This window comes from Acidovorax sp. SUPP3334 (assembly GCF_030159055.1).
Lineage (GTDB): Bacteria > Pseudomonadota > Gammaproteobacteria > Burkholderiales > Burkholderiaceae_C > Paracidovorax.
On the sequence record NZ_BQXQ01000033.1, the window covers coordinates 17,007 to 33,744 of the forward strand.

Consider the following 16,738-nt stretch of genomic DNA (forward strand, 5'->3'; position numbering starts at 1 on the left):
CGGCATTGTCGCCGCAAATGGTTTTTCCACTCCAGCCCTCGGATGTCCACGACCCGGCGGTCGGGCTCGCTGGCGGCTACAACCAGCGGCGCAGCAGCCCCATGACACGGTCGAAACGCGCCCCATACGGCGGATAGAGCGCAGCGCCCATCGACCAGCGCGACTGCACCAGCACCGACTTCTGGTGGCAAAAGCGCAGAAAGCCCGCCTCGCCGTGATAAGCACCCCAGCCGCTGTCGCCCACGCCACCGAACGGCAGGTTGTCGTGAGGGATGTGCATCAGCGTGTCGTTCACCGTGACGCCGCCGCTCACCGTGCGGCGCAGCACGTCGTCGCGCACGGCCTCGTTGTGGCCGAACCAGTAAAGCGCCAGAGGCCGCGGCCCGGCGTTGATGTGCGCGATGGCATCGTCCAGGCGCTCATAGCCGAGCACGGGCAGCACGGGGCCGAAAATCTCCTCCTGCATCACCTGCATGTTCAGGCTGGCGTTGAAGACCAGCACCGGCGGCATCTGCCGCCCCACCCCGTCGCCGATGCCCTGCGCGGGCGGTGGCGGGGAGCCGGGCACGGGCTCCAGCACCTGCACGTCGGCCCCTTGGGTCTGCGCCTGCTGGAGCATGGTGCGCAGGCGCGCCAGCTGCCGGGGATTGATGACGGAAGCGTAGTCGGGGTTGCCTTCGAAGTACGGAAACAGGCGTGCCACGGCAGCGCGATAGGCCTCGCCGAATGCGGCTTCGCTGCCGCGCGGCAGCAGCACGTAGTCGGGGGCGATGCAGGTCTGCCCGGCATTGAGCAGCTTGCCGTGGGCGATCTTGAGGGCCGCATCCTGCAGGTCGCAACCGGCATCGATGATGCAGGGCGACTTGCCGCCCAGCTCCAGCGTGGTCGGCGTCAGGTGCACGGCGGCGGCCTGCGCCACCTTGCGACCCACGGCGGTGGAGCCGGTAAACACCAGGTGATCGAACGGCAACGACGCGACGAGCGCCGCCACGGCGGCATCGCCCTGCACCACGCAGAACTCGTCGGGCGAAAAGAACTGCGACACCAGCGATGCCAGTTGCGCGGAAGTGTGCGGCGTGAGTTCGCTCGGCTTGAGCATGACCCGGTTGCCCGCTGCCAGCGCGCCGATGGCGGGCGCCAGGGCCAGTTGCACGGGGTAGTTCCACGGCGCGATCACGCCCACGACGCCCAGCGGCTGCCGCTGGATCCAGGCATGCGCCGGCTGCAGGAACAGCGGCGTGAACACCTTGCGGGGCTTGACCCAGCGGGCCAGGTGCCGCAGCGTGTGCGACAGCTGCGTGCGCAGCACGAACAGGTCGGCCACTTCGGTCAGGCGGGGCGATCGCATGCCGAAATCGGCCTGCACTGCGGCAGCGAGCGCCGGGCCATGTTCGTCCAGCATCTTGCGCACCCTCAGCAGGCGCTCTCGGCGCACCAGCAAGGGCACATCGGCATGGTCCCGGCTGGCACGCCGCTGGATTTCAAACTGGTGGCGGATATCGGCAGGGGTCATTCCACGCATCATAGGCAGCGCCCTTGCAACGGCCTGTAAACCCAGGTCTCCAAGTGCCTCATTCGCGGAAATAGTCCGTGATGCCTGCGGGCGCGGTATGAAAACCCGGGCCGCCGACATGGCGCGCAGGCGCTCAGGTGCCCAGGCGCAGATCAGCGCCCGCCGCGCCACTCAAGCCGAAAGGCCGCCAGCCGCCGGCCGCGATCCAAAAAAGCGATCGCGGTCGCTGGGGTCAGGAGACGTCGCGGGGCTGCACGTCCGTCACGTCACGGGCACCGGGCAGTTCGCGCGACCGGACGACCGGCTCGGCGGGCCCATCCGCCACCGGGCGGCCACCGGGTGCGGCCGACCAGCGTGCGGTACTGCGGTACACCGTGCTCCATCCGGTGCGCGGGTCCATGCGCATCGCCCAGGGGGTGACGGGCCGGCCCGTGAGCCGCGCCCACAAGGCCCGAGCGCCCCAGACGACCGCAAGCAGGGCCGCAACGGCCAGCAGGCTCAGGAAAAAGACCACGCCGACCACCACCACGGCCAGGCGCAACATCCACCGGATCAATCCGGCTACAAAATCGTTCAAACCATGTCCTTTCCTGAGAAGGCCCGGCTCAGCCCTGGGTCAGGGCCTCGCCGAACCGGAACACGCCCGGATCGAGCACCGGGTCCACATCGACCGGAATCACGCTCTTGGGCGCGAACCGGCCTTCCAGCAGCAGCTTCGACAATGGGTTCTCCAGCCGTTGCTGGATCGCCCGCTTGAGCGGCCGCGCACCGAACACGGGATCGAACCCGACCTTGGCCAGCTCGGCCAGGGCCGTGTCGGACACCTGCAGGTGCAGGTCCATTTTCGCCAGGCGCGCTTCGAGCAACTGCAACTGGATGCGTGCAATCGCTTCGATGTTCTTCGCATCCAGCGCATGGAACACCACCGTCTCGTCGATGCGGTTCAGGAATTCGGGTCGGAAATGGTTCTTGAGTTCCCCCCACACCGCTTCCTTGATGTCGTCCACGTCCTGCCCGACCATCGCCTGAATGAGGTGCGAGCCGATGTTGCTCGTCATCACGATCACCGTGTTCTTGAAGTCCACGGTGCGCCCCTGGCCATCGGTCAGGCGGCCATCGTCCAGCACCTGCAGCAGCACGTTGAACACGTCGGGGTGCGCCTTTTCCACCTCGTCCAGCAGCAGCACGCTGTAGGGCTTGCGGCGCACGGCTTCGGTCAGGTAGCCGCCCTCCTCATAGCCTACGTAGCCGGGTGGCGCACCGATCAGGCGCGCCACCGAGTGCTTTTCCATGAACTCGCTCATGTCGATGCGGATCAGGTGGTCTTCGCTGTCGAACAGGAAGCCCGCCAGCGCCTTGCACAGCTCGGTCTTGCCCACGCCCGTGGGGCCGAGGAACAGGAACGACCCGGTCGGCCGGTTCGGATCGGACAGGCCCGAGCGCGAGCGGCGGATGGCGTTGGCGACGGCGGCAATCGCCTCGTCCTGGCCCACCACGCGCTCGTGCAGCTTGTCTTCCATCTGCAAAAGCTTGTCTTTCTCGCCCTGCATCATCTTGGCCACGGGAATGCCCGTCGCCCGGCTCACGACCTCGGCGATTTCCTCGGCGCCCACCTGGGTGCGCAGCAGGCGCGGGGCGCTGCCTGCGCCATCCTTGCCGGCTTCCTTGGCCTGCGCTTCCTTGAGCTGCTTTTCCAGGTCGGGCAGCTTGCCGTACTGCAGTTCGGCCACTTTGTTGAAGTCGCCCTTGCGGGTGAACTCCTCGATCTGGAACTTGAGCTTGTCGATGGCTTCGCGCACGTGCGCGCTGCCCTGCGCCTGGGCCTTTTCGGACTGCCAGATCTCGTCGTAATCGGCGATTTCCTTTTGCAGCTTGGCGATCTCTTCCTCGATCAGCGCAAAGCGCTTTTGCGAAGACTCGTCCTTTTCGCGGCGCACGGCCTCGCGCTCGATCTGCAGCTGGATCAGCCGACGGTCGAGCCGGTCCATCACCTCAGGCTTGGAGTCCATCTCGATCTTGATCTTGGACGCGGCCTCGTCGATGAGGTCGATGGCCTTGTCAGGCAGGAAGCGGTCGGTGATGTAGCGGTGCGAGAGCTCGGCCGCGGCCACGATGGCCGGGTCGGTGATGTCAACGCCATGGTGCACCTCGTACTTTTCCTGCAGGCCGCGCAGGATGGCGATGGTGGCCTCGACCGTGGGTTCGCCCACGAGGATCTTCTGAAAGCGCCGCTCCAGCGCTGCATCCTTTTCGATGTACTTGCGGTATTCGTCGAGCGTGGTCGCGCCCACGCAGTGCAGCTCGCCGCGCGCCAGGGCGGGCTTGAGCATGTTGCCGGCATCCATGGCGCCTTCGCCCTTGCCGGCGCCGACCATGGTGTGCAGCTCGTCGATGAAGACGATGGTCTGGCCCTCGTCCTTGGCCAGCTCGTTCAGCACGCTTTTCAGGCGCTCCTCGAACTCGCCGCGGTACTTGGCACCGGCCAGCAGCGCGGCCATGTCGAGCGACAGCACGCGCTTGCCCTTGAGCGATTCCGGCACCTCGCCGGCCACGATGCGCTGGGCCAGGCCCTCCACGATGGCGGTCTTGCCCACGCCGGGCTCGCCGATGAGCACGGGATTGTTCTTGGTGCGGCGCTGCAGCACCTGGATGGCGCGGCGGATCTCGTCGTCGCGGCCGATCACGGGGTCGAGCTTGCCGATGCGGGCCCGCTCGGTCAGGTCCAGGCAGTATTTGGTGAGGGCGCCGCGCTGGCCTTCGGCCTCGGCGCTGTCCATCTTCTGGCCGCCGCGCACGGCGTCGATGGCGGCCTCCAGGCTCTTGCGGGTCAGGCCGTTGTCCTTGGCCATCTGCGCGGCGTCGCCCTTGCTGTCGATCAGTGCCAGCAGGAAAAGCTCGCTGGCGATGAACTGGTCGCCGCGCTTGATGGCCTCCTTCTCGGTGGCCTGCAGCACCCGGCCGAGTTCCGGCCCGCCCTGTACCTGGTCCTGCCCGTGCACCTGGGGCAGGCGCTTGACGGCGGCTTCGGCCGCGGAAAGCAGCCCGGGCACGTTGGCGCCCGCACGCTGCAGCAGCGCGCGCGGGCCGTCTTCCTGGCGCAGCATCGCGACCAGCATGTGCACGGGTTCGATGTAGGCGTTGTCGTTGCCCAGGGCCAGCGACTGCGCGTCGCTCAGGGCTTCCTGGAACTTGGTGGTGAATTTGTCGAGACGCATGGTTGAAATGTCCTCCGAATTGCGATGCATTTGGGGGAGGTGGCGACGCTTTTCAAGCGTGCCCGCGCCTCAGGCGCTGTGCGGCAGAACATCCCCAGGCCGCTGGAAAAATTCTCAACCCTACCCATATTGCTCACTTATTAATAGCAATACCCCCTAGAGAAACATGCGCTGGAAGCTTATTTCGCTATGAACCCTGCGCCGCATTGGGGACCGCCGCGATGCCCCAGCGCGCCAGCGCGGCGTCATCGCTCTCCCGGGCATCGACCCAGCGCGCGCCCTGCGGCGTGGCTTCCTTCTTCCAGAACGGTGCCTGGGTCTTGAGGTAATCCATCAGAAACTCGCAGGCCTGAAAGCTCTGCCCCCGATGCGCCGAGGTGACCGCCACGAGCACGATCTGGTCCTGCGGCTGCAACAGCCCGACACGGTGCACCACCCGGGCGCCGAAGAGTTCGAAGCGGTGCAAGGCCTCGTCCACCATGGCTTCGATGGATTTTTCGGTCATGCCGGGGTAATGCTCCAGTTCCATCGAGGCGACGGCGTCGCCCGCATTGCGGTCGCGCACGGTGCCGACGAAGCAGCAGACCGCTCCCACGCGGGAGTCGCCAGCGCGCAAGGCGGCGAGTTCGGCAGACACGTCGAAGTCGGCGGCCTGAACCGCCACGCGGGACGGTGCGGCAGGCGGCGAAAGGGTGTCGGCCGAAGGCCGTGGCGAGGGGCTTGTCATGGCGGCGGAAGGCGATGCGGCTTCGGGTCCGAGGCTCATGGCGAGCGGTGCAGGCGCGGGGCGGCGAGCAGCCCGCGCTCTTCCTCGATGGCCTGGTCGAGCTGACGGCGCGCGGGCGATGCGGGCACCCGCGCCAGCATCGCCTGCAGCCGCGCCACGTCATTCGCCGACGGCGCCACTTTCACCTGTGCGAGGGCGGCCTGGGTATTGCCGCCCTGGATGAGCGCGAAGACTTTGCCGGCCCACTCGTCTTTGTCTCTTGAATTGCGTGCCATGCGGTCTGATCCTTGTGCGTGCGTTGGCAAACCGCGATTGTCACGGAAACCGCACGGGCGGCCGCGGGGATGGCGCCTCGGCCCGTTTGCTAAAGTGGCCGGCTTCGCGGACGTGCCGCCGCGCTCCCACGCCCCGTGCGTTGCGCCTCCCTCCTCCGCCACCTTTCGCCCGAGTTCCGCATGGCCACCCAGACCGTCACCAACGACCGCTACAAGCTCTTTCCCTCCCCGCGCAACCAGCACCGCGTGGTGTTCGAGCACGAGGTCTTTCAGCCCCATCCCTACGCGCTGATCGACCTGCCGAGCTACGACCTGCGGGGCCGGTACAGCCTGTTCGCCGCCCACCGCCTGGCGGACGGCAAGATGGGCCAGCTCGCCACGTTCGAGCTGGCCGAGGACGCCCAGCGTTTCGAGCGCCTGTTCACGCCCGACTGATCCGCCGAACGCACGACCGAACTACCGACCGACCGCACGAGCTTTTCGCGCCATGCACGACGACAACCAGATCCACGTCCCGCCTTCGTTTTTGAGCGTGTACAGCGATGCCCGCCAGCGCCTGTCCGAGCCGGCCGACGTGGTACGCGCCCGCTACGAGCTGTGCGAAGACCTGGCCTGCCACCTGGTCGAGCAGGCGCAGACGCTCTACCACGTGCAGGCCCCGTCGGAGGCCGAGATCCTGCTGCGCATCCACGCCGGCCTGGCCGGCACGGAGTCGGGCGTGACTGCGGGGGAGGCCCGCTGGATCGTGCTGCGCCTGGCAGAGCTGCTGGAATGGCGCTGCCCCGAGTTGCCGCTCACCCTCCCCGGCGCGGTGCAGGACGAAGCGCCCCAGCCCTAGCGCTGCCGCCTGCACGCGGCGGCTCTGCGCGCCCTCCCCCCGCAAACGCTGCAAACGCCGCGCAACCCCTGGCGATACTGCCGCCATGCCCGCGCAACCCCATTCGCCTTTCTGGACCATTCGGTCCGCATCGGCGTGCGCAGGCAAAGCCCAAAAACCCCAGCTCATCTGACCGGAGCTGCGGTTCCGTCCGGATGAGCGACGGAACCGCACGGCAGGCGCAACCCTTTTCCCTTTTCTTCCTTTGACGCCTGCCGCCCTGACGGTCGGCGCATGCATCCCTGGACGGCCTCCCTCGGTCGTTGCTTGAAAAGGATGCTTCCCGTGCACTCACTCCCTGCCAACGCTGCGTCTTCTTCCCTCAGCACTTCGCCGCACCATCGGCCGCAGACCCGTCCCCGAGGCGATTTTTCGGGTTTGTGGATTCCCCTGGTCACCCCGTTTCGCCATGGCGCCGTGGACCATGTGGCCCTGAAGGCCCTGGTGCGGCGGCTGCGCGACACCGGCATTGCCGGCTTCGTCGTGTGCGGCTCCACGGGCGAAGCCGCCTCGCTGGACATGCACGAGCAGGATGCCGTGCTAGCCACCGGACTCGCCCACGCCGCGGGCCTGCCGGTCGTGATGGGCGTGTGCCAATCCCATCTGGGCCACATGCTGGCACGCGTGCAGGGCCTGGGTCACCAGCCTCTGGCGGGCCTGCTGGTGGCCGCCCCGCCTTACATCCGCCCCCCTCAAGCAGGGCTGCTGCAGTGGTTTCGGGCCATCGCCGATGCCAGCGCGGTGCCGCTCATCGTCTACGACATTCCCTACCGCACCGGCGTGACGCTGGAGCTTTCCACGCTGCGCGATCTCAGCGGCCACACGAACATCCGCGCATTGAAGGACTGCGGTGGCCATCTGGCGAAGACGCAGGCATTGATCGCAGACGGTGCGCTGCAGGTGCTGGCAGGCGACGACCACCAGGCCTTTACCACCGCCGCGCTCGGAGGCGCCGGGGCCATCGCCGCGAGCGCGCACTGGAACACGGCCGAATGGGTGGCCTGCCTGCGCTCCATCGCGGCAGGCGACCTGGTGCCCGCCCGCCGCCTTTGGCAGGAGATTGCGCCATGGGTGGATCTCTTTTTCTCCGAGCCCAACCCCGCACCCATCAAGGCACTGCTGGCCGTGCAGGGCTGGATGGCGGACGAACTGCGCGCTCCGATGATCGCGGCCTCGCCGGCTCTGGTGCAGCGTCTGCAGGAGTTGCAGCAGTTGCAGCAGTCCCACCGGCCACCGCAGGCATCGGCGGACCCATCCCACGGCCATCCTGCCGCCGCAGCGACTGGAGACTGAGGGGCGGGCGGGCGGCCTGACGGCCTTCAGCCGCCCGTGACGGGCGGAAAAAACGCCACTTCCGCCCCATCGGCGAGCGCGGCGGATTCATCGCTCAGCGTCTGGTCGAGCGCCATGCGCACCGCGCGGCCACGGCCCAGGCTTCGTGCCCAGGGGTCGCCACGGGCGATGAGTTCATCGCGCAGCGCGCCCAGCGTGGCAGCCTGCGTGGAAACGGTCTCGCTGCCCTGCCCCACGGCTTCCCGGATGGCGGCGAAGTAGCGCACGGTGACGGTGCTCATGACTGCAACTCCGCCCACGGAATGAAGCGCACGGTGTCGCCCCGTGCAATGGTCTGGCCGGCCGGGTTGTCCACCACGCCATCGCCCCACGCGACCGAGGTGAGCACCCCAGACCCCTGGTGTGCGAACAGCTCCAGCCCGCCTGCGGCGTCATGCCGCACTCGCAGAAACTCCCGCCGCCGGTCCGCGCGCGGCCAGTCGAAATGGGCCCTGGCCGCCATGCCCTGGGGAGCGACTGCCTGCACGCCCTGCAGCCTCAGCAGGAACGGACGCACCAGGACGGCGAAGGTCATGAAGCTGGACACCGGATTGCCCGGCAGCCCCATGAAATGCGCGGCGCCGATGCGGCCATGGGCGAATGGCTTACCGGGTTTCATGGCGATCTGCCACAGGTCCAGGCGGCCCAATGCTTCGACGGCGGGTTTGACGTGGTCTTCCTCGCCCACCGACACCCCACCGCTGGTCAGGATGAGATCGTGTTCCAGGCTGGCGCTACGCAGCGCCTCCAGCGTGGCCTCTCGCCGGTCGGGGACGATGCCCAGGTCGGTCACCGCGCAGCCCAGGCGCTGCAGCAGCGCCCGCAGAAAGAAGCGGTTGCTGTTGTAGATGGCACCGGGCGGCATCTGGCCGGGGGCGATATCGCCGGGCATGACGAGCTCGTCGCCCGTCGAAAACAGCGCCACGCGCGGACGCCGCGCCACGGTCAGCCGTGCCAGGCCGATGCTGGCGGCCAGCCCCAGCGCGGCGGGGTTGAGCCGCGTGCCCGCGGCCAGCACCTCGGCGCCGAACGCGATGTCTTCGCCCGCCCGGCGAATCCACTGGCTGGCAGCGGGAACGGCGTTGATCTGCACGCGGTCGCCCGCCAGCGCTTCGCAGTCTTCCTGCATGGCGATGGCATCGGCCCCGGCCGGCACCGGTGCGCCGGTGAAGATGCGGGCGGCGGTGCCGGCGGCCAGGGGCTCGCCCGCGCTGCCGGCGGCGATGCGCTGCGACACGGGCAATCGCGCGCCCGGTGCGGCCACGTCGGCCCGGCGCAGGGCATAGCCGTCCATGGCGCTGTTGTCATGCGGCGGCACCTGCAGCGGCGAGACCGCGGCCGCAGCCAGCACGCGGCCATCGGCGTCGAACGTGTCCACGGTGTCGGTGCCCGCCAGCGGCACGGCGTGGGCCAGCAGGTCGGCCAGCGCCTCGTCCAGGGGTTTCATCGGAGGGCGGGGGGCTGAGGACATCAAGGGGCTCCAGGCGGTGGCGGCGGAACATATTCGAAACGCGGCCCCTGGGCGATCAGCCAGTCGGCCAGGGCATCGATCGGGCCAGCCCATCCGTCGAAGACGGGCAGGCCGGTGGGCACGGGCAGGCGGCCGGGTGCGTCGGTGGAAATGGCGACGATGAACGGGTCTTCGGGGTAGCGCACCAAGGGCTCGGCGCCATCGGACGGAGACCTCCACACCTCGACCTTGGGCAGGTCGCATTCCTTGAAGCCCTCCACCAGGGCCCAGTCCACGCGCGGGTCCAGTTCGGCCAGCAGGGCGTGGACGGTGGGCTCGACGGGCGGATGCTCGAACTCGCGCATGAGCACCAGCCGCCGGTCCGACGCGGCCACCACTTCGAACGCCCCCGCCTCGCGGTGGCGCCAAGTGTCTTTGCCGGGGTGATCGACATCGAATTTGTGGTGGGCATGCTTGACCACCGACACGCGCTGGCCGCGCTGGTGCAGCGCAGGGATGAGCCGCTCGATCAGCGTGGTCTTGCCGCTGCCGGAAAATCCGGCAAAACCCACGACCTTCATGGCGACGCCTCGGGATTTGCTACCAAATTAATAGCAATACATCCAATGAATACTAAGGCACCGGCCTGTTTCACGCTCAGGCGCAATGGCGGCTGATGTAGGCCTTCACCAGGCCCACATCGGCCGGCATGACCTGCACCCGCTTGGGCAGCGACTCTATGCCGTCGAACTTGGCAGGCCGCTCGGGCGGGTGGCCGAGCGCCTCGACGATGGTCTCTGCGAACTTGATCGGCAGGGCCGTCTCGAGCACCAGCATGGGCACGCCCGGCCGGTTGTGCTCGCGCGCCACCTTCACGCCATCGGCGGTGTGGGTGTCGATCGTCACGCCGAATCGCTGGAACGTGTCGCGAATGGTCGCGAGGCGGTCGGCGTGCGTGCTCTTGCCGCTCACGAAGCCGTAGCGCCCGGCGGCTTCGGCGAAGGCCGGGTCACCGCTCAGATCGAACGCGCCATCGCGCGCCAGCGCCTCGCCGAACAGCGCCTGCACGCGGGCACCGTCACGGCCCAGCAGATCGAACACGAAGCGCTCGAAGTTGCTGGCCTTGCTGATGTCCATCGAGGGGCTGGACGTCTCGTGCGTGTCGGCGCTGCCGCGCACGCGATAGACGCCGGTACGGAAGAACTCGTCCAGCACGTCGTTCTCGTTGGTCGCCACCACCAGCTGGTCGATCGGCAGGCCCATCATGCGTGCCACATGGCCGGCGCAGACGTTGCCGAAGTTGCCCGACGGCACGGTGAAGCTCACCTTCTGCTCGTTGGCGTCGGTGGCCTGCACGTAGCCGGCGAAGTAATAGACCACCTGCGCCAGCAGGCGCGCCCAGTTGATCGAATTGACGGTGCCGATCTTGTATTGGCGCTTGAAGGCCAGGTCGTTGCTGACCGCCTTGACGATGTCCTGGCAGTCGTCGAACACGCCCTCGATGGCGAGGTTGTGGATGTTCTCGTCCTGCAGACTGAACATCTGCGCCTGCTGGAATGCGCTCATGCGCCCGTGCGGGCTCGTCATGAAGACGCGCACGCCCTGCTTGCCACGCATGGCGTACTCGGCCGCGCTGCCCGTGTCGCCGCTGGTCGCGCCCAGAATGTTGAGCGTTTCGCCGCGGCGCGCCAGTTCGTACTCGAACAGGTTGCCCAGCAGCTGCATCGCCATGTCCTTGAAGGCCAGCGTGGGGCCGTTGGACAGGGCTTCGAGCCACAGGCTGTTTTCCAGGTGGCGCAGCGGCACGATCTCGCCGGTGCCGAACACCTCGGCCGTGTACGTCTTCTCGCACAGGGCCCGCAGGTCGGCCGCAGGGATGTCGTCGATGTAGAGCGACAGGATCTGGAAGGCCAGCTCCGCGTAGCCCTGCTCGTGGTAGGCCGTTCGCAGGCGGGTGAGCGCCGCGTCGTCGATCTGCGGATAGCGCTCGGGCAGGTACAGCCCGCCATCGGGCGCGAGGCCTTCGAGCAGGATGTCGCAGAAATGCTTGCGGTCTGCGTGGCCGCGGGTGCTGATGTACTTCATATCGATTGATCCGGTGTTGCGGACTCGTTCAAAACGTCCCACAGTTGTTGAAGATTGTCGGCCAATGATTGGTCCGAGGGCCAATCCCGCGCCTGGGCTATCGCGTCGGACAGCCACTCCCGGTGGATGCGAGGAAGGGCGTTGGACTTGGACCTGTCGCATAGCGGCAGCAGATTCAACAATGCCAGGGCCCAATCGCGCAAGGGCTCTGGGGCGCGATCCGTCAGCGCCACCAACCGCTCGCGCAATTGCAAGCTGCGTTCGTAGTGGTCTCGTGCATCATTCGACCGGCCCAGCGCTTGCTGGATATCGCCGAGCTTACTCAAGGATACTGACAGGTCACGCAGCGCCTTCGGGGAATGGTCGGTGCGCGCCACCAGTTGCTCATCCAACTGGAGACTTCGCTCGTAGTGGCCGCGTGCCGCATCTAGCTGGCTCATCGCTTGCAGCACTTCGCCCATCTTGTTCAAAGATACAGACAGGTCGCGCAACGCCTGCGGAGACGGATCGGTACGTGCCGCCAACTGCTCACTCAATTGCAGGCTGCGCTCATAATGACCACGCGCCGCGTCCAGCTGACCCAGCGCTTGCAGCACTCCACCCATCTTGCTCAAAGACACAGAAAGGTCGCGCAGCGCCTGCAGAGACGGATCGGTACGTGCCGCCAACTGCTCTCTCAACTGCAGACTGCGCTCATGTTGAACGCGCGCCGCGTCGAGCTGACCCAGCACTTCCAGCACGTCGCCCATCTTGTTCAAAGAAACAGACAAGTCGCCCAGCGCCTGCGGAGACGGATCGGTACGTGCCGCCAACTGCTCACTCAATTGCAGGCTGCGCTCATAGTGACCGCGCGCCGCGTCCAGCTGACCCATCGCTTGCAGCACTTCGCCCATCTTGTTCAAAGACACTGACAGGTCACGCAGCGCCTGCGGAGAATGGTCGGTGCATGCCACTCGCTGCTCATCCAACTGGAGACTTCGCTCGTAGTGGCCGCGTGCCGCATCTAGCTGACCCATCGCTTGCAGCACTTCGCCCATCTTGTTCAAAGACACTGACAGGTCGCGCAACGCCTGCGGAGACGGCTCTGCACATGCCGCCAACTGCTCCCTCAATTGCAGGCTGCGCTCATGTTGATTGCGCGCCGCGTCTAGCTGCCCTAGCGATTCAAGAACGTCGCCCATCCTTTCCAAAGACACAGACAAGTCGCGCAGTGCCTGCGGGGACGAGTCGGCACCTGACGCCAACTGCTCTCTCAATTGCAGGCTGCGCTCGTAGTGACCGAGCGCCGCATCTAACTGCCCCAGTGCTTCAAGAACGTCGCCCATCCTTTCCAAAGACACAGACAAGTCGCGCAGTGCCTGCGGGGACGAGTCGGCACCTGACGCCAACTGCTCTCTCAATTGCAGGCTGCGCTCGTAGTGACCGAGCGCCGCGTCCGCTCGGCCTAGCGCCCATTGCAGATCGCCCAGCTTGTTCAACGTAACCGATAGGCTGCGCAGCGCCTTTGGGGACTGCTCAGTGCTTTGCGCCAACGCCTCAGCCAACTTCAAACTTTGCTCGTAATAGTCCAAGGCTGCATCAAGTTGGCCCCGCGATTTTTGTACTTCGCCCCGCAACCCCAGAAACATGGCCTGCACCAGTTGCCGCATCGCCACGTTTTCAAAAAGGCTATCCGGCCCGTCCATGGCCTTTGATGGAAGCAGCGTCTCCAACTGCTTCAACGTTTTCTCCGCCAATGCCAATTCCTGCTGTTGTATTGCTTTTTCGGCCAAGGCCAAGCCCAAGTTGACATTGATCCGCGCGTCGGTTGGGCGCCGATGACTGCTCTTCTTCCGTGGCTTTTTCTTGCGGTAGGCACTCCAGGCCTGATTCCACATCTTCTCCTGCAACCGCAGCGAGGAAGTCGAAGCGGGCGGCACCTCGTGGGCCGGAACCAGTTCAGGGAGTTCGGACAGGCTGGGCGCAACGGCTCGAGGCAGTTCGAGGCTCAGGCTCCGCACCGACCACAGATCCGGCGCCACGGCTGCCGCCAAAGCATCCGCCCCCACCGGAGCAGCAATGACCAGGGCACGCGGATGGCCCAATGCTTGCGCGCGGCGCTCATTCAAACGCGCCAGGAAATAGCGCAGGACTGGGTACTCCGCTCCCTCGGGTGCTGTGCTGGCCTGCGCATCCCACTGCAGCCAGATGGCATTGCGTTCATCGCCCGGATCGGGCTCCAGCACATGTTGCAGCCAGGGTTGCACGGTATCCGCCATGGCCTCTGGCAATACCTGCGACGGCAGTCGAAGGAAGCGAACCCTTTGGGCGCGGGCACGCAGGCGGCTGTCCAGGTGTTCGCGCATGGCATCCAGTTGCCGGGCATCGGACGACCAGAAAAAAATCAGGCAGGCCCCTTCGGACCGCAGCACCAAGCGGCGCATGCGCCGCAGGGCATCGTACTCGGCCGGCGTGGTCAAGGCATGGCGGGAGGCAGCCACGTCAGCCTGATGCAGTGGCAGTGGCAGTGGCACTGCTACTGGCTTTCAATGCCGCCGCCCTTTTTTGGACCCAATCACGCAGCATGGGATGTACGGCATACCATGCGCTTCCGTTCAGGTAGGCCAGCACATGCTTGCTGGTCAGGTACTGCTGCAAGGTCAGGGAGGTGATTTTCTCGGACAACTCGGGCTCATGCGATGCCTCCAGCCGCGCCAGCCACGCCACATGCTCGTTAGGGATGGCCTTGGGCGGAGCGATTTGCTGCAGGGCATATTCAACCATTTCGTCGCTGACGGGCAGGCTGACGATGTCGTCGCTCAACACCACCCGAATGCTTCGCAAATAGTCGCGCAGGTCACCGCCGCACTGGATGGCGATGTACCTCAGTTGCTGCTCAGAGAAGACTTCCATGCAGCGAGGAAAGCGCGCCTGGATGAGCCTCAGCATGGCGTCCACGCCATCCTTGTCCTCTTGGGCGGAATTGCGTTGAAAGACATGGACGGACGGCATGGTAGCCACCGCCCCCACGCCCAACTGCGCTGGCAACTGGTTGTTCTGCTCGATGAGAAAGGGTGACACCGAATACACCACATGCAGTCCCGGTAGCCGCAGGGCCGCGCCATCACTTAAAAAGAGCTGCTGCAAGCTGGTGTAGATGCTTTCGCTTTGTTCACCATAGCCACGGAGCTTTTCGAGCGAATCCGCAATGAGGACGCATTTCTCGCCCCGAGAGCACAGGTCGTCTTTCAGGAGCCGCACAAAATCATGGGCTTGGCTGACGATGCTGGACTGGCGGTTCTTGAGCGCATCCGACACATGGTGTCGAAAGGAAGGATCGGTTTGCAGCGCAAACCCCACCTTCGCCTTGAGCCCGGCGGCATCCACGCCCAGGTCGAACCCTTGTGGAAGCAGTTGGGTGTTTCTGAAAAAGTCCCTCAAACGCTCCGCCGGCGTTTGCCGCCCCTGAATGCTGCCGGCTTCTTGCACCCAGGCAGAGAGCAGCGCCACCAGAAAACTGCCCAGCGTGACCGGCTCGTTGAGGTTCAGCCAGTCGGTCAGATCGCAGTAGAAGGCCTTCACCTGCGGGCTTGCAATCTCTGCTCGCAAACGCATCAGTTCCGTGCTCTTGCCACTGCCGATCTGGCCTGTGAACAAGAACACCCCGCCGCCTTCCAGGCGCACGATCTCTCTCTTGAGCCGCGCCACCGCATCACGCTGGCCATGCAACCCATGCACGTAGCGATGTTCCCTCAGCAGGGCTTCGTAGGTCGGAGTGACGTCCACGCGGACCGCGTTCGTGAAGTCGGTCAGAAAACGCTCTAGCTCTTCAGAAGTCATGGTCATGGCACAGCCTGCTGTGAAGGCACCTTTCAGTTGAGTTCTTCCTTGCGGATGCGCGTGATGGGCCCCAGCACGGTGGGCAGGGCCTGCATCTGCGCGATGGCGTCGTTCATGGTGCCCTCGCGCGTGTCGTGCGTGAGGATGATGAGGTCGGTCTGCGTGGAGCCCTCGCCGCCCACCTCGTCGGCCTCGCGCTGCAGCACCGCGTCGATGCTGATGCCGGCCGTGGCGAGCAGGCCCGTGACCTTGGCCAGCACGCCGGCCTCGTCGGCCACGCGCAGGCGCAGGTAGTAGCTGGTGACGACCTCGCTCATGGGCAGCACGGGCAGCGTGCCCATGGCCTGGTCGAGCGTGTGCGACTGGAAGGCCAGGTGCGGCACCCGGTGTTCGGGGTCGGCCGAGGCCAGGCGGGCGATGTCCACCAGATCGGCGATCACGGCGCTGGCGGTGGGCTCGCTGCCGGCGCCCTTTCCGTAGTAGAGCGTGGTGCCCACGGCATCGCCCTGCACGACCACGGCGTTCATCGCGCCTTCCACATTGGCGATCAGGCGCTTTGCGGGCACGAGCGTTGGGTGCACGCGCAGTTCGACACCATCGGGCTGGCCGGACGCGGCACCCGCGCCCGTGCGGCGCTTGGCGATGCCCAGCAGCTTGATGCGGTAGCCGAGCTGTTCGGCATAGCGGATGTCGGCCGCGCCGAGCTTGGTGATGCCTTCCACATAGGCCTTGTCGAACTGCACCGGAATACCGAAAGCGATGGCCGACATGATGGTGGCCTTGTGCGCTGCGTCCACGCCTTCGATGTCGAAGGTCGGATCGGCTTCGGCATACCCCAGGCGCTGCGCTTCTTTCAACACCACGTCGAAATCGAGGCCCTTGTCGCGCATCTCGGACAGGATGAAGTTGGTGGTGCCGTTGATGATGCCGGCGATCCACTGGATGCGGTTGGCGGTGAGCCCCTCGCGCAGCGCCTTGATGATCGGAATGCCCCCGGCCACGGCGGCTTCGAACGCCACCATCACGCCCTTGGCCGAAGCGGCCGCGAAGATCTCGGTGCCGTGCACCGCCAACAGCGCCTTGTTGGCGGTGACCACGTGCTTGCCGGCGGCGATGGCCTCCAGCACCAGGGCCTTGGCGATGCCGTAGCCACCGATGAGCTCGACCACGATGTCGATGTCGGGGTTGGCGATGACGGCGCGCGCATCGCCCACCACCTGGGCGGTGTCGCCCACGACGGTCTTGGCGCGCGCCGCGTCGAGGTCGGCCACCATGGCGATCTCGATGCCACGGCCGGCGCGGCGGCGGATTTCTTCCTGGTTGCGTTGCAGCACGTTGAAGACGCCGCTGCCGACGGTGCCAATGCCCAGCAGTCCCACTTGGATCGGTTTCATGATCGAATTACCAGTCAAATTGCACTGCAGCGCTTGATGAATATGCGCTGA

The 16,738-nt window shown here is 66.2% G+C and carries 15 protein-coding genes; 3 read left to right on the plus strand and 12 right to left on the minus strand.

Features of this window, described 5'->3' with window-relative positions; translation table 11 throughout:
• Window positions 1–76: 76 nt before the first annotated feature.
• The 5 genes from AVHM3334_RS17630 to AVHM3334_RS17650 form a co-directional block, all read right to left on the minus strand.
• Window positions 77–1,513 (minus strand): coniferyl aldehyde dehydrogenase, encoded by a 1,437-nt coding sequence (locus tag AVHM3334_RS17630; protein WP_284414451.1) that lies wholly within the window; start codon window positions 1,511–1,513, stop codon window positions 77–79.
• Between the two features lie 232 nt (window positions 1,514–1,745).
• The gene (locus AVHM3334_RS17635) at window positions 1,746–2,090 is read right to left on the minus strand and encodes a hypothetical protein (protein WP_284414453.1); all 345 of its coding nucleotides are present in this window, start codon (window positions 2,088–2,090) and stop codon (window positions 1,746–1,748) included.
• 28 nt (window positions 2,091–2,118) lie between these two features.
• On the minus strand, window positions 2,119–4,728 hold the full coding sequence (clpB, locus tag AVHM3334_RS17640) for an ATP-dependent chaperone ClpB (protein ID WP_284414455.1): 2,610 nt from the start codon (window positions 4,726–4,728) through the stop codon (window positions 2,119–2,121).
• Window positions 4,729–4,915: 187 nt separating this feature from the next.
• The gene (gene moaE / locus AVHM3334_RS17645; RefSeq protein WP_284414525.1) at window positions 4,916–5,455 is read right to left on the minus strand and encodes a molybdopterin synthase catalytic subunit MoaE; all 540 of its coding nucleotides are present in this window, start codon (window positions 5,453–5,455) and stop codon (window positions 4,916–4,918) included.
• Between the two features lie 35 nt (window positions 5,456–5,490).
• Window positions 5,491–5,730: a hypothetical protein gene (locus tag AVHM3334_RS17650; protein WP_284414456.1), complete on the minus strand. Its 240-nt coding sequence runs from the start codon at window positions 5,728–5,730 to the stop codon at window positions 5,491–5,493.
• A gap of 180 nt (window positions 5,731–5,910) precedes the next feature.
• On the opposite strand from AVHM3334_RS17650, the gene AVHM3334_RS17655 reads away from it, so the two are divergent.
• The 3 genes from AVHM3334_RS17655 (at window position 5,911) to AVHM3334_RS17665 (ending at window position 7,900) form a co-directional block, all read left to right on the plus strand.
• Window positions 5,911–6,165 carry a hypothetical protein gene (locus AVHM3334_RS17655; protein WP_284414458.1) on the plus strand — a complete coding sequence of 85 codons (255 nt, stop codon included), beginning with the start codon at window positions 5,911–5,913 and terminating at the stop codon, window positions 6,163–6,165.
• A 52-nt stretch (window positions 6,166–6,217) separates the two neighbouring features.
• Window positions 6,218–6,568 (plus strand): hypothetical protein, encoded by a 351-nt coding sequence (locus AVHM3334_RS17660; protein WP_284414460.1) that lies wholly within the window; start codon window positions 6,218–6,220, stop codon window positions 6,566–6,568.
• A gap of 417 nt (window positions 6,569–6,985) precedes the next feature.
• Complete coding sequence (locus AVHM3334_RS17665) at window positions 6,986–7,900, plus strand: dihydrodipicolinate synthase family protein (RefSeq protein WP_284414527.1); 915 nt, start codon at window positions 6,986–6,988, stop codon at window positions 7,898–7,900.
• Between the two features lie 26 nt (window positions 7,901–7,926).
• Here the strand turns inward: AVHM3334_RS17665 and moaD are convergent, their stop codons facing one another.
• The 7 genes from moaD to AVHM3334_RS17700 form a co-directional block, all read right to left on the minus strand.
• Window positions 7,927–8,181: a molybdopterin converting factor subunit 1 gene (moaD, locus tag AVHM3334_RS17670; protein WP_284414461.1), complete on the minus strand. Its 255-nt coding sequence runs from the start codon at window positions 8,179–8,181 to the stop codon at window positions 7,927–7,929.
• Window positions 8,178–9,410, minus strand: a complete 1,233-nt coding sequence (locus AVHM3334_RS17675) for a molybdopterin molybdotransferase MoeA (RefSeq protein WP_284414463.1) — start codon at window positions 9,408–9,410, stop codon at window positions 8,178–8,180. Before AVHM3334_RS17675 ends, moaD begins: the two co-directional genes overlap by 4 nt.
• Complete coding sequence (gene mobB / locus AVHM3334_RS17680) at window positions 9,410–9,970, minus strand: molybdopterin-guanine dinucleotide biosynthesis protein B (RefSeq protein ID WP_284414465.1); 561 nt, start codon at window positions 9,968–9,970, stop codon at window positions 9,410–9,412. The genes AVHM3334_RS17675 and mobB overlap by 1 nt, the downstream gene beginning before the upstream one ends.
• 76 nt (window positions 9,971–10,046) lie before the next feature.
• Window positions 10,047–11,474 carry a threonine synthase gene (thrC, locus tag AVHM3334_RS17685; RefSeq protein ID WP_284414467.1) on the minus strand — a complete coding sequence of 476 codons (1,428 nt, stop codon included), beginning with the start codon at window positions 11,472–11,474 and terminating at the stop codon, window positions 10,047–10,049.
• Window positions 11,471–13,933 carry a tetratricopeptide repeat protein gene (locus tag AVHM3334_RS17690; protein ID WP_284414468.1) on the minus strand — a complete coding sequence of 821 codons (2,463 nt, stop codon included), beginning with the start codon at window positions 13,931–13,933 and terminating at the stop codon, window positions 11,471–11,473. The genes thrC and AVHM3334_RS17690 overlap by 4 nt, the downstream gene beginning before the upstream one ends.
• Before the next feature lie 22 nt (window positions 13,934–13,955).
• Window positions 13,956–15,299 (minus strand): hypothetical protein, encoded by a 1,344-nt coding sequence (locus tag AVHM3334_RS17695; RefSeq protein WP_284414469.1) that lies wholly within the window; start codon window positions 15,297–15,299, stop codon window positions 13,956–13,958.
• A 26-nt stretch (window positions 15,300–15,325) separates the two neighbouring features.
• Complete coding sequence (locus AVHM3334_RS17700) at window positions 15,326–16,687, minus strand: homoserine dehydrogenase (RefSeq protein ID WP_284414471.1); 1,362 nt, start codon at window positions 16,685–16,687, stop codon at window positions 15,326–15,328.
• Window positions 16,688–16,738: the final 51 nt, after the last annotated feature.